This is a genomic window from Candidatus Enterococcus moelleringii (genome assembly GCF_017377575.1).
Classification (GTDB): domain Bacteria; phylum Bacillota; class Bacilli; order Lactobacillales; family Enterococcaceae; genus Enterococcus_A; species Enterococcus_A moelleringii.
In genome coordinates, this window is sequence record NZ_JAFREM010000023.1 from 1 (window position 1) to 14083 (window position 14083).

Genomic DNA, 14083 nt, shown 5'->3' on the forward strand with positions numbered 1-14083 from the left:
CTTCTATATAATAGAAGCGCCCTACACATTTGGTTTGTTTTATTCGTTCAGTTTTCAAAGGTCTATTCTTGAGTAAATCGTGTGTTTCTCGCTGCATCAGCAACTCTTAAATCTTATCATTTTGCCGACTCGATGTCAACAACTTTTTTGCGTTTTTTTATTTTAAAAAAACAAGTTTGTTGTCTCTCGTTATCAGCGACTTTATAAAAATACCATAAGTGAAATCATCCGTCAATAACTTTTTCGAAAAATATTTTTTGGAGATTTCATCTCGTTGGAACAAATAATAATATAGCAATCTTTGGCTTTTAACGCAACTATAAAATGCAATTTTTTTGAACTTTTTTTCTTACGCGAACGAAATCGCCTAATAGCAAAGTAACGTTCGATTTTAAATCAAAAATAACAAGCGTCTAATGCAATATTTGTCGAAAAATGCGTAAAAAAAATCAGCCGATTATTGTTCGGCTGATTCCTCTTCCATCATCGGAATGAAAATTCTAAAAATTGTCCCTTGTCCAATCGAGCTTTCAACACTGATATGCCCTTTATAGCTTTCAATCAGTTTATGTGCTATGGATAATCCCAGCCCATTTCCGCCTTTTGTTCGCGCACGTGCTTTGTCCACACGGTAAAAGCGATTGAATACTTTGTCAATATCTTCATCAGGAATTCCCTCACCGAAGTCTTGAATGGCAATTTCGAATTCATTCAATGTCGAAGAAATAGAAATGTGAACTTCTTTACGATCTGTCGAATACTTCACAGCATTATCCATAATGATAATCATAATCTGTTCCAAGTGATTCCGATAAATTTTCAGCTGTCGTTCGTTTTCCAAGTCATCGTCCAAAGTAAAAGTAAATTCTGGGTATAGCAACTTGAAATTATTAAAGACTTGATAAGTTACTTCTTTAGCATTTGATACTTCATTACCATAATAGACATCCACTTGTTCTGCACGGGAGAGATCTAGCATTTCTTGAACTAAACTCTTCATGCGTTCAATTTCCTGTAAACTAGCTTGAATCGATTCCTCCAGAATTTCAGGATCATCTTTTCCCCAGCGATTAAGCAGGCTAAGATGCCCTTCAATTACTGCAACTGGCGTTCGCAGTTCATGCGATACATCTTCTACAAACTGCTCTTGTTGTTTGATATACATGCGAATCCTATCAATGACATCATTAAAGATCATCGCCAGGTCAGCTAATTCATCATTTGTAGTAATTTCAGGTACATGAACATCTGCTTGTGGGTCTTGGCGGATAATTTCCATCGTATCTCGCAGAATTTTTACCGGCTTCAAGAAATAGGATGACAGCAAGAAACCAAGGAAACTGCTTAGCACTAAAGATACGATCTCCAGCACGATCAAGGTGATCAAAAGTTTGCTGCGCATTTCATAAAAATCAGACAACTCATAAAAAATCTGGGCATAGCCGATTCGTTCCCGTGTCTCTTTAGAATAAATCGGTTCAATCGATAGAAAACCATTTTTTTCATCCAAAGTAACAATCGTTGGGCTTTTATGCTCTGTTTGCACCAAAGGATGATAGACTTCCTGTGTTTTAAAAATCAATTTTTCGTCTAAATTATAGATATCCAATGAGAGCTGCGTCTGACCTAATTCAGCGACAAAACTGTCGATACGCAGCATATTGCCTTCAAGCGTCATATTGCGGTCATACAATGCGTTATCTAGATTGGATGACTCGGTTAGCGTACGATATGTATTCACTAAGGTTAGTTCTTCATCCGAGTTGGCTAACCGGGAAGAGACATCTGAAATCGTTTGTTCAACATTGTTTCGTTCCTTAGCAACAATTAAGTTGATGGAAGATTTGTAGGTAATTACCGCAAAAATGGTAAATACAACGAATATAAAGAAAGAACTTGTAAAGGCCCACTTAATAGTAAGTGAAGGCCCCTTCAGTTCTCCTTGCTTTTTGAAAAGCTTTCTCATGAGCGCATAACATATCCTGTTCCGCGAACAGTTTGAATGTAGCTGTCTTCTCCGGTAACATCAATCTTGTTACGCAGATAACGAATATATACGTCGACAACGTTTGTCTCAACTTCAGTTTCATAACCCCAGACTTTATTTAATAGGACATCACGAGCTAATACGACATTTACGTTTTCCATTAAGGTCAACAACAGTTCGTATTCACGCTTAGTCAATTCAATAATGTCATTACCACGACGAACCACGCGATTTTCTTTTTCGATCGTTAAGTCACGATAAGTAATAGTGGTTTGTTTTGCAACATTTTTGTCGCCTTCAATGTCAATTCGACGAAGCAACGCGCGCAAACGGGCTAATAGTTCTTCGATCGCAAATGGTTTAACGATGTAATCATCCGCACCATGGTCTAAGCCAGAAACACGATCAATAACAGAGTCTCTCGCAGTCATCATAATAATAGGCGTGTTTTTTACTTGTCTTACGCGACGGCAAACTTCCAAACCGTTTAACTCAGGAAGCATTAAGTCTAACAGGATCGCATCCCAGTCGTTTTCTAAAGCTGCTTCTAATCCAGTACGTCCATTATAATGAACATCTGTTTCGTAGCCCTCATGTTTCAACTCAAGTTCTACAAACCGAGCTAAGTTTTTTTCATCTTCAATGATTAGAATATTACTCATTCTCATTATTCCTTTCCAAATTGAACTTGCCTAAACCGTCTATTTTAAAGGTCTAAGCCTTTCAAAGCTACTGTCATTTTATCATGAAATGCCCAATAAAAAAACTAGGGACCTCTAAACAGTTAAAAATCCCTAGTTTTAGCTTAATTATTCTTCATCATACCAGCTGTAGTGGTAAATTCCTTCTTTATCAGTGCGTTCATACGTATGTGCACCAAAATAATCCCTTTGTGCTTGAATCAAGTTAGCAGGTAAACGTTCTGCCCGGTAAGAATCGTAATAAGCGATTGCTGAAGAGAAGGTTGGAACCGGAATTCCAGCTTGAACAGCAATACTTACAACTTCACGAACAGCTGCTTGATACTTGCTGGCTATTTCCTGGAAGTATTCGTCCAGCATCAAGTTTGCAAGATCAACATCTTTTTCATAAGCATCAGTGATTTTTTGCAAGAAACGAGCACGAATGATACATCCAGCACGCCAAATTTTAGCTATGTCCCCAAATGGCAATTCCCAATCGTACTCTTTAGAAGCGGCACGCAGTTGAGCAAATCCTTGCGCATAGCTCATAATTTTGCTGAAGTACAACGCTTCACGGATTTTTTCAACTAGTTCTTCTTTGTCGCCTTCGTACTTGTAAGGAGCTGGTCCTGATAAAACGCTGCTTGCTGCTACACGTTCTTCTTTGTAAGCAGAAATAAAGCGGGCAAATACCGACTCCGTAATCAAAGGAAGCGGAACACCTAAGTCTAGAGCACTTTGAGATGTCCATTTACCTGTTCCTTTATTACCAGCCGCATCTAAGATCACGTCAACTACTGGTTTGCCAGTACCTTCGTCATCTTTTCTAGTTAAGATGTCCGCTGTAATTTCGATCAGGTAGCTGTCTAGTTCCCCTTTGTTCCATTCTGCAAACACGTCAGCCATGTCATCAACAGACAGACCTAATAATTGCTGCATCAAGTCATAAGATTCTGCGATTAATTGCATGTCACCATATTCGATTCCATTATGAACCATTTTTACATAATGACCTGCGCCGTTAGCACCGATGTAAGTAACACATGGTTCGCCGTCTTCGGCTTTAGCAGCGATTTGTTCAAAAATAGGCGCTACTAGGTCATACGCTTCTTTTTGACCGCCAGGCATCATTGAAGGGCCTTCTAGGGCACCTTTCTCTCCGCCAGACACGCCTGTACCGATGAAGTTAATACCAGAGTTAGCTAGTTCTTCATTCCGGCGAATTGTGTCTTTAAAGAATGTATTTCCGCCATCGATTAATACATCACCTTTATCTAGATGGGGCAACAATTCTTGTATTGTTGCATCCGTTGCTGGACCGGCTTTAACCATTAACATAATGCGACGAGGTTTTTCAATCGCATTGACGAATTCCTCAATTGAAAAGGTTGCTTCAAAGTTGCGATCAGGATGTTCATCCACCACTACTTGTGTTTTTGAGCCTGTACGATTGTACAAGGCAACAGTGTACCCGCGGCTTTCAATGTTAAGAGCTAAATTCTTTCCCATAACGGCCATTCCGACAACACCAAATTGTGCTTTTGACATAATATACCTCCTAATTATTCCACTATCCTTTACATTATAGCCTAAGGTACAAAAAATGAAAAAGGAATTGTGCGCAATACATAAAAAACCCCAAGACTCCATGGTTAGTCTTGAGGTTTTTCGCTTTTTCTATCATTAAAAAGCTATTATGCTTCTTTAGACATAACATCTTTTCCATCGTAGTGGCCGCAGTTGGCACACACGTGATGACTCTTCTTCATTTCACCACAGTTTGGACATTCGTTCAAACCTTTGATGGTTAATTTGTAATGAGTACGACGTTTTGCTTTTTTTGCTTTTGATGTTCTTCTTGCTGGTACTGCCATTGGTGTTACACCTCCTTGTAAAAATGAAGTATCTTAAAATAGATACATTTTATTCCAATCTTACTAATTATCTTCTTCATTGAAAAGCTCAGATAACTTTGCAAGACGAGGATCAATTGTTTTTGCTTGCTCCTTTTTCGCAAGGTATTCTTCTTCAGAGACGACTTGCCAGTCATTACCCTTAGGTAAATCCTTAGCATCTTTCTCTTCATCCGTTAATACCTGCAGCGGAATCGCCAGCAGTATGTTGTCTTCCACAGAGTCCGTCAAGTCGATAGTGTCACTGTCTAACACAATGATTTCTTCTTCACGGTCATCTACCTGCGCCGACCATTGCTCTTGTGTCATGAATAGTTCATCCACAGAAAGATCAAGCGGCAGATCGACTGGTTCAAGTGAACGGGAAGATGGAACAGTTACAGTCGTCGTTAACCGATAATGTAAAATATATTCTTTTTTCCCGACAGACAAAATTCCTGTAACTTTTACAGGTGCTACTGCCAAAATTTCTGAATCACGTTGTTTTAACGATTCGCTGACATCCATTGTATCGGAAAAATTCAACGGTTCGTCTTGATAACGACGCAATTCTATAATGGACCATTTCATTATTCATCACCTCTAAGCAACAATCGATATTATACAGGTTGAAAATTTGCTTGTCAATGAAATTTTCTTGACACCTCGAAAAAAACTGTCATTATCACGTTTCCAAGCTGTTATTTATGAAAACAAGCGAAAAGGGCGAACCAATTTTTACTTGGTCCACCCCCTAAAAGATAACCTTAGATTGCTGTTGTTTCTCCACGGTATACAATACCACGGCGAGGGTCAACAGTGACTAATTCGCCATCAACGATTGTTGAGGTAGCATCTTTAGCACCTACAATAACTGGAACATCTTGCGCAATTCCCACTACCGCAGCATGTGAAGTCAATCCGCCTTCTTCAACGATTAAAGCCGCTGCTTTTTCAATTGCAGGCATGTATTCTTTATCAGTTGTTGGAACAACTAGAACCATACCTTCTTTTGCGTTTTTCACAGCTTCTTCAGCAGAAGATGCAACAACTGCATTAGCTACAACTGTTTTTTCACCTACACCTTGAGCTTCCAACAATTTAGAACCAATCAATTGGATCTTCATAACGTTAGTAGTTCCACGTTCACCAACTGGAACACCAGCAGTGATTAGGATCAAGTCGCCTTCTTCAGCAAAGCCTAATTCTACAGCTTTCTTAGTTGCAAGGTCGAACATTTCGTCAGTTGTTGTTGGTTTTTCAGCAACAGTTGGGTAAACACCCCAGTTTAACATCAAACCACGTTTTGTGCGTTCATCAAAGGTTACAGCCAAGATGTCTGCATCTGGACGGTATTTAGAGATCATTTTTGCCGTGTGGCCTGATTCAGTAGCTGCTACAATTGTTTTAACGCCTAAGTTGTGCGCAGCGCGAGCAACGGATAAGCTGACTGTTTCAGTTACATCTGTTTTATCAAATTCATTGATTTGGAAAGTACCCATTTCTTCAAGAGCTTTTTCTGCTTCTTGGTCAATACGAGCCATTGTTGCTACAGCTTCTACTGGGTAGTCGCCGTTTGCTGATTCACCTGAAAGCATTGTTGCATCTGTTCCGTCAAATACAGCGTTGGCCACGTCAGAAGCTTCGGCACGTGTAGGACGTGGGTTGCTTTGCATAGATTCCAACATTTGAGTTGCTGTGATGACTGATTTACCAGCAGCGTTACATTTTTTGATGATTGATTTTTGAACCATTGGAACTTCTTCCGCTGGAATTTCAACACCCATGTCGCCACGAGCAACCATGATACCATCAGAAACTTTTAGGATTTCATCGATATTATCGATACCTTCTTGAGATTCGATTTTAGAGAAGATTTGTACATGGTTCATGTCTTTTTCTTCTAAAATTTCACGAATTTCTAAAACGTCTTGTGCTTTACGTACAAAGCTGGCAGCGATGAAGTCGATATCGTTGTCTAAACCAAAACGAATGTCTTCAGCATCTTTTTCAGTAATCCCTGGCAAGCTGATAGATACTCCTGGTGCGTTAACACCTTTTCGTGATCCAAGCATTCCAGCATTTTTAACGACTACTACTAATTCACGATTGGCAGCATCTTTTTCAACGATTTCCATGTCAATTAAGCCATCATCGAATAAAACGTGTCCGCCTACGTGAACATCGTCGAACAAACCTGGGTAAGTAACCGCGATTTTTTCTTTTGAACCTTTGAATTCAGGATCCATAGAAATTCGTGTTTGATCTCCAACGTTAAATTGAATATATCCAGCGCGACCGTAGTCAGCATCAGTTGTGTCTTGAACAGTTGTACGGATTTCCGCACCTTTTGTATCTAAAAGAATACCGACGTCTTTTCCAGTTTTCTTAACAGCTTCACGAACTAAAGTCATACGACTTAATTGTTCTTCGTGGTCACCGTGAGAAAAGTTGAAACGAAAGACATTTGCACCAGCCTCGATCAATTCAGAGATGATTTCAAGTGTATTACTTGCTGGTCCTAATGTACTAACGATTTTTGTTTTTTTCATGTATAAACGCTCCTATTCTTGTTGTATTACTTTTATAACAAATAGCTTTTACGCTACTTCATTAACGAGATTAAAATGAGATTGTTTGGTTCAATTCATAAAGTGACAGGTCAGGTTTATGTTTGTTGTTTTCCAATGTATCGATAATGTCAGCCGCAATTACTTTATTCTCTAACATGCCGATACACAAACCGCCTTTGCCTTCTTGCAGCAATTCAACCGCATATGAACCAAATTTACTTGCCAATACACGGTCGCGTGCACTTGGAGAGCCCCCGCGAACTACGTGTCCTAATACGCTGACCCGTGTATGGAAGTCGCCGTATTCAGATAATTTGTCAGCAAATTCATTGCCGCCCATAACACCTTCAGCTAGAACGATTAGGCAATGCTTCTTACCGCGATCGCGTCCTGCTTTGATTTTATTAGCGATTACTGCCATATCGAAATCATGTTCTGGAATGACAATTTCATCTGCTCCGCCAGCAACACCTGACCACAAAGCAATGTCACCTGCGTTGCGTCCCATAACTTCAATCACGAAAGTACGTACGTGTGAAGTCGCTGTGTCACGGATTCTATCCAATGATTCCAAGACAGTATTGATTGCAGTGTCAAAGCCAATAGTGAAATCTGTTCCAGGAATATCGTTATCGATGGTTCCAGGAATTCCGACTGCTGGGAAACCATGTTTAGTTAATGCCATCGCACCATGGTAAGAACCATCGCCTCCGATAACAACCAACCCTTCAATTCCGAATTTTTTCAATTGTTCGATCCCTTTTAATTGGCCTTCTTCGGTAGCAAATTCAGGGTAACGAGCAGAATATAAAAATGTTCCGCCGCGTTGGATCTTATCACCAACATCAGCAACATCTAAACGACGAATATCACCAGAAACTAAACCAGCAAAACCGTAGTTGATACCGTATACTTCTAAGCCTTCGTAGATTCCTTTACGCACAACAGCACGAACAGCAGCGTTCATACCTGGAGCGTCTCCTCCACTAGTTAAAATTCCAATGCGTTTCATTTTCTCACCTCAAAAAATTATTGATCAAGCATTGTTCTTAATTCATGGTACATTCTACCATCAAAGCAACCAAAAGTCTTGGAAAGTTCATGGGAAAGTCCGATATACCTGAAAAAAGTTTTGAAAGTTACAAGAAATCACTGTAATACGACGTTTTTATCCCCCAATATGTCACGTAAATCCATCAACAATTGCGTATTACGCCCTATCCAAAAATCTTTTCCTAACACAATCTTTCGGCGATCTTTCTCGAAATATATGACCACTGGGATGTTGCCGGGAGCGGTTTTTAATTTTTCAGCAATTTCCTGTTGCAGGATGCGACTATCCTGATTATCCGCTACCCGTAAATAAAGAATTTCCTCAGATAAACTTTCTTCTATTGTATCAGCAGGCTCAAAGCTTTCTACCAACATTTGTAAGGCTTGATCGTAACGACTTTTTTCAATTTTTCCAGATACGAGGTATACTTGCTCCAATTGAAGATCGTTGCGAATTCTACGGTAAAGCACTGGAAAAACGGTCAAGGACAATTCGCCGCTTTGGTCGTTGCCGTCCAAAAAGGCCATCTGTTCGCCCTTTTTCGTTCGAATCTCACGCAGGTCCTTTAAGTAGATTAACATTGTTGCGTTCTGACCCGCCAGAATATCGCTCACTAAACGAATATTTTTTTGCCTTTTAATTTTTGGATAGTTTTCAGTTGGGTGTCCTGAGACATACAGTCCTAAATACTTTTCTTCATAATCCAATTTTTCCGCTAGCGAGTATTCCGGAACCTCTTGCTCTTTCAGACTCATTACATCTAGTAACGAATCACTGCCACCACTGTATAGAACGTTTTGAATTTTGCCTCCCAACTCTGCTTTCAGCTGACGGCGATTGCCATGAAGGCCGTCAAAAGCACCGACCACGATTAATGGTTCAATGTATTCCGTTTTTAGCCACCGTTCTTCAATTCTCAGCAAAAAATCGTCTAGTGATTTATAAGCTCCATGCTTTTTGCGTTCCGCCATAACATTGGCGACGTAATCACGGCGAACTCCTTTAATCGCATCCAAACCAAAACGGATCGTATTTTTTTCTACTAATGTGAAACTATAGTAGCTCTTGTTAATATCCGGGGCTAACAACTGGACTCCCGCCCGGTTCGCCTCTACTATATACTCCCGCATCTTTTTAGCATCGTTACGAACTGACTGGAGCAGCGCTGTATAAAACGGCCCTGGATAATGAACCTTCAGATAAGCCATCTGATATCCGACAAAGGAATAAGCAAAAGCATGAGATCGGTTAAAACCGTAGTTGGCGAAACGGTCGATATAGTCATAGACTTCTTCTGCACTCTTTTGGGTATAGCCTTGCTCAACTGCTCCGGATACAAAGTGACGTCTCTCTTCATCTAATAAATCTTTTTTCTTTTTACTAACGGCTCTCCGCAAGATATCTGCCTGACCTAAACTGAAGCCGGCCATTTTAGCGGCCACCTGCATAATCTGTTCCTGGTAAACGATAATGCCATACGTATTTTCCAAAATCGGCTTTAGGGATTCTTCTGGATATTGTATAGCCTCTTTTCCTTTTTTACGGGCAATAAAGTGGTCGATATTTTGCATCGGACCTGGTCGGTACAGCGCATTAACGGCAGCAATATCTTCGATTGAAGTAGGACCTAAGCGACGCAGCACATTGCGGATACCAGCAGATTCAAATTGGAATACCCCGCTGGTTTCTCCTCGTTGGAAAAGCGCTAAGGTTTCTGGATCGTCTAAGGGAATCTGCTTTAAGTTGATCTCTTCTTGATAGACTTTTTTGATGTTGCGCAAGGCGGTATCAATGATAGATAAGTTCCGCAGACCCAGAAAATCCATCTTCAATAACCCAATTGTCTCTACATCGCTCATGGTAAATTGGGTTAGCAAAATGTCTTCTGCGCCATTTTGCAATGGGACAATCGGTATTAATTCTTGATCACTGATCACTACTCCGGCAGCATGGGTGGACACGTGTCTTGGTAGTCCTTCTAAGCTAAGGGCTGTTTCGAACATCAATTGACTTCTAGGATCAGCATTTACCAGACGCTTCAAGGTTTCTGATTGGTCATAGGCCTCCGCCAAAGTAATTTTTAACTGATTGGGGATAGCTTTGGACCAGCGATTGGCTTCACTTTGCGACAAACCAAAAACCCGACCAACATCCCGCAACACCATTTTCGCCGCCATCGTACCAAAAGTAGCAATTTGCGCCACATGGAAACGACCGTACTTTTCCTTGACGTAATGCAAAATTTCGTTCCGGCGATTATCGGGAATATCCAAATCAATATCTGGCATGCTGAAGCGCTCGGGATTCAAAAAACGTTCAAATAGTAAATCATACTGGATCGGATCGACGTCGGTGATTGACAGGACATAAGCAACCAACGAACCTGCGGCTGATCCCCGCCCAGCTCCAGTGACAATTTTATTGCGATGGGCGTAATCCATGACATCCCAGACGATTAGAAAATAATCATCAAAGCCCATGGTATGTATGATGGATAACTCTTTAGTCAAACGTTCCTGATAAATTGCAGAGACCTCGTCCACTCTCAAGGGCAGACTTTCCCAGCAGAGCTCTTCTAGAAAGTCTTTAGCTGTTTGTTGCTGAGGAAGCGGATAATGAGGCAGCAGTTTTTGATGCAGCGGAATATCCAGCTGACAACTGTCTGCTAAGAAAACTGCATTGTTAATTGCTTCTGTGTGCTTGGTCTCTTCAAAGTGCTGACGAAGCTGTTCTTCTGATAATAAGTAGCTGTCACCGCTTTTGGCGACTATTGCATCCCTAGTTAGCTGAGTCCCTGCCTGGATATTTTGCATGACATCGATAGCAAAAGCTTCTTCTGGCTTGGAATATCTCACTTCATGTATGGCAGCCAAAGGTAATTGGTAGTCTCGGCTCAAAGCATGGGCTTGATCAGTATTGGTTAAGGAACAGCCTAAAAATATATTCTCAGGAAGATGTTTTTTTACTTCGTCTAAGACCGCAGCAGTATCCCCATCTAATGGGAGCTTGCTGATGGGCAACACCATCATTAAGTGCTGCGGGTTGATGATATAATCAACTAAGTGCAGCGTCTTTTCTTCCGTCATTCTTTGAGTGGAAAGACGCATTAATTCTTGATAACCGATTAAATCTTTAGCATACAGAAGGATGATAAAGTTCTCTTCTGACTGAGACATTACATCCAGCTCTAGGCCGATAATCGGTTTTATTTGCTGCTGTTTGCAGGCTTGATAAAATTCAACTGCCCCATGCAAGACATGCTCATCCGTTAGAGCTAGCGTTTGATAGCCTTTTTCTTTGGCCTTTTGAACATACTCGGAGATGGTCAAAGTACTTTGCAGCAGCGAATAGGAAGTTTTTGTATATAGTTGTGGAAAATTCATAGGCTCCTCCTGCTAAACTCTTTTTATGAAGACTTTTCTTTACATTTTTCAAAAAAATGCTAAACTAGTGCTAGAAATCGACACGAAAAGAGGTGTTCTTAATGAAATATCTCGTTACCTTCTTCTGGGCATTTGCCATTGGACAAGCAGTTTGTTACTTAGGCGGCGCTTTGCAAAGCGCGACTTATAACTTCCAACTGTCAACGATTGTTTCGTTAATTGTCGGTGTCATTACAGTCTTGCTTTCATATGCAATGAAGCCTGCACGTCAATCCACCAATCATTAAGCAAACAACCAGTTACTATATTGTAACTGGTTTTTTCTTTATGTGAAGTTAAATTTTAGTCTTACTGGATAAAAGCCCTCGGAAATTGAACAGACTCAGTAAAATGTTACCAAAGACACAGGCGCTAGTCACTAAGAACACCGCCGAGTACCCTAATGAGTGGGCTACGGTTGAACCGATCATTGGTCCTAATACCTGGCCAAAGTTATTGAACATTTGATTATAGCTGTAAAGACGACTAACCCCTTCTGGCGGACTGATCTTTCCAATCAGCGTATTAATAGAAGGCATCAAAGCACCCGTTGAAAAGCCTAAGAAGAAACGCAGCACCCCTAATTGAAACGGTGTTTTGACATAAGCCATTGGGATAAAACAAATAAAGGACAAGAATAAGCCTCCCAATAGAATCTTATGGTTACCGATTCGGTCGCCAACTTTACCAAGCGTTGGCGAAGAAATAATGGCGGAAACACCTGCAGCCGAAATAATAAAGCCGCTAATTAATAGAGCATTGCTGCTGTTGCCGCTTAACTGACGGATGTATAAAGTCAGAATAGGACTAATACTGGTGGCACCAAGCTGCAGGATCATAGTACTTATAAATAAGCCGACTAGAATCGGAAGATGGTTTATTTTTCTAGTAAGTTCTCGCATGCTGAGCATGTCCTGTTTTTCAACTGGATGAAAATTCTCTTGTACCATGAAAATAGTTAAAATCGTGCATATCATTAAAATAATACCAGTAATAATGAAGACATTCTCCAGCCCAAACCACTGAGCCAGCATCCCACCGATAGACGGCCCGATCAAACTTCCGGCAACTGCTCCAGTGGACAAAGTTCCTAATGCCCAACCACTTTTTTCCCGCGGTGCTTGCGAGGCAATCATCGCCGTGGCATTCGGAATATACCCTGAAAGTACACCGGTCATAAACCGCATAGCTAATAACCAATAAACATTTGGCACAAAGGCCAACGATCCCATGGTGATAGTCATACCGGCTGCGGCACGGACCATCATCAGCTTTCTTCCCTTGCGATCTGCTAAATTTCCCCAGATTGGTGATACGATTGCTGCTGCAAAGGCGGTCACCGAAATCGCTAAACCGGCAAACATTTCTACCTGAGGCTCTGGTGTTCCCAGTTGTTCAATGTATACCGGTAAAAAAGGCATCACTAAACTAAAGCTCGCTCCTGTAAAGAAACAGCCGATCCAGGAAATAAACAGATTTCTTCGCCAATTGATTTTCATTTTTTTCAGCTCTCTTTTTTCACATTTTTCTTCAACTACTACTATATCAAAGTCTGTCAAACTTTGTGAGAATAAAAGACTGTTTTCTGTGTTAAATTTACAGCGAGTTGGTTGCGTTTTTCATAGGATATGCTAGACTGTAACAAATTGAGACAAGGATGATTACTATGAAAAAGATGATTGCCATCGATTTGGATGGAACAACATTAAATGAAGAATCAAAAATATCCGAGCGCACGGCACACACGCTAAAACGCGCAATGGAGGACGGACATTCTGTGGTCATAGCTACCGGCAGACCTTACCGCATGAGCAGCGAGTTTTATCGCGAATTGCAGTTATCCACGCCGATGGTTAATTTCAATGGTGCATTAGTCCACTTGCCGGAAAAACATTGGGACCAAGAGCTTGAAACTTCTTTTAATCGTAATATCGTCTTTGATATTATGCAAGAGAAGAAAAACCTAAAGTTAGATTTTATTGCCGCTGAAGATCGCGATACTTTCTTCATCGATGATTTAAGCTTCTTTGATAAGCATATGTTTGCCAGCGAAGTCTCGGCTGAAAATTTATTGACAAAGGATTCATTGAAAAAAAATCCGACTTCGGTAATTGTACGCAGTCAGCCGCAAAACCTGAAAAGCGTCGCAGAAGAGCTGAAGCAGCAGTACGGCGCTTCGGTGGAAGTTAATACTTGGGGCGGACCGAACGCAATTTTGGAGATTGTAGCAAAAGGCATTCAAAAAGCACACGGGTTGGCTCACATCGTTAAAGTCTTTGATATGAATAAAGAAGATATTATTGCTTTTGGCGATGAACACAACGATGTTGATGTGCTGGCTTACGCTGGTTGGGGTGTTGCGATGGCTAACGGGACAGATCAAGTAAAATCAGTCGCTAATGACATTACTGCAAAGCCTAACTCAGAGGACGGCTTAGCTGACTATCTTGAAAAATATCTAGACTTATAAGC

11 protein-coding genes are annotated in these 14083 nt (G+C 40.8%); 2 read left to right on the plus strand and 9 right to left on the minus strand.

Features of this window, described 5'->3' with window-relative positions; all coding sequences use genetic code 11:
- Positions 1-457: 457 nt before the first annotated feature.
- The 8 genes from JZO70_RS14310 to dnaE form a co-directional block, all read right to left on the minus strand.
- Positions 458-1966 carry a HAMP domain-containing sensor histidine kinase gene (locus JZO70_RS14310; RefSeq protein WP_207674288.1) on the minus strand — a complete coding sequence of 503 codons (1509 nt, stop codon included), beginning with the start codon at positions 1964-1966 and terminating at the stop codon, positions 458-460.
- On the minus strand, positions 1963-2649 hold the full coding sequence (locus tag JZO70_RS14315) for a response regulator transcription factor (RefSeq protein ID WP_207674290.1): 687 nt from the start codon (positions 2647-2649) through the stop codon (positions 1963-1965). Before JZO70_RS14315 ends, JZO70_RS14310 begins: the two co-directional genes overlap by 4 nt.
- 147 nt (positions 2650-2796) lie before the next feature.
- Positions 2797-4218 (minus strand): NADP-dependent phosphogluconate dehydrogenase, encoded by a 1422-nt coding sequence (gndA, locus tag JZO70_RS14320; RefSeq protein ID WP_207674292.1) that lies wholly within the window; start codon positions 4216-4218, stop codon positions 2797-2799.
- Between the two features lie 146 nt (positions 4219-4364).
- The gene (gene rpmF, locus JZO70_RS14325) at positions 4365-4544 is read right to left on the minus strand and encodes a 50S ribosomal protein L32 (RefSeq protein WP_207674294.1); all 180 of its coding nucleotides are present in this window, start codon (positions 4542-4544) and stop codon (positions 4365-4367) included.
- Positions 4545-4607: 63 nt separating this feature from the next.
- On the minus strand, positions 4608-5153 hold the full coding sequence (locus tag JZO70_RS14330; RefSeq protein ID WP_207674296.1) for a YceD family protein: 546 nt from the start codon (positions 5151-5153) through the stop codon (positions 4608-4610).
- Positions 5154-5329: 176 nt separating this feature from the next.
- Positions 5330-7114 (minus strand): pyruvate kinase, encoded by a 1785-nt coding sequence (pyk, locus tag JZO70_RS14335; RefSeq protein ID WP_207674298.1) that lies wholly within the window; start codon positions 7112-7114, stop codon positions 5330-5332.
- A 70-nt stretch (positions 7115-7184) separates the two neighbouring features.
- Positions 7185-8147, minus strand: a complete 963-nt coding sequence (pfkA, locus tag JZO70_RS14340; protein ID WP_207674299.1) for a 6-phosphofructokinase — start codon at positions 8145-8147, stop codon at positions 7185-7187.
- A gap of 137 nt (positions 8148-8284) precedes the next feature.
- Positions 8285-11572, minus strand: a complete 3288-nt coding sequence (gene dnaE / locus JZO70_RS14345) for a DNA polymerase III subunit alpha (RefSeq protein ID WP_207674301.1) — start codon at positions 11570-11572, stop codon at positions 8285-8287.
- Between the two features lie 101 nt (positions 11573-11673).
- Between dnaE and JZO70_RS14350 the strand changes: the two genes are divergently transcribed.
- Positions 11674-11859 carry a YjzD family protein gene (locus JZO70_RS14350; protein WP_207674303.1) on the plus strand — a complete coding sequence of 62 codons (186 nt, stop codon included), beginning with the start codon at positions 11674-11676 and terminating at the stop codon, positions 11857-11859.
- 48 nt (positions 11860-11907) lie between these two features.
- Here the strand turns inward: JZO70_RS14350 and JZO70_RS14355 are convergent, their stop codons facing one another.
- Positions 11908-13110 carry a multidrug efflux MFS transporter gene (locus JZO70_RS14355; protein WP_207674304.1) on the minus strand — a complete coding sequence of 401 codons (1203 nt, stop codon included), beginning with the start codon at positions 13108-13110 and terminating at the stop codon, positions 11908-11910.
- Between the two features lie 167 nt (positions 13111-13277).
- Here JZO70_RS14355 and JZO70_RS14360 point away from each other — a divergent pair, with 167 nt between their 5' ends.
- Positions 13278-14081: a Cof-type HAD-IIB family hydrolase gene (locus JZO70_RS14360; RefSeq protein WP_207674306.1), complete on the plus strand. Its 804-nt coding sequence runs from the start codon at positions 13278-13280 to the stop codon at positions 14079-14081.
- Positions 14082-14083 lie beyond the last annotated feature (2 nt).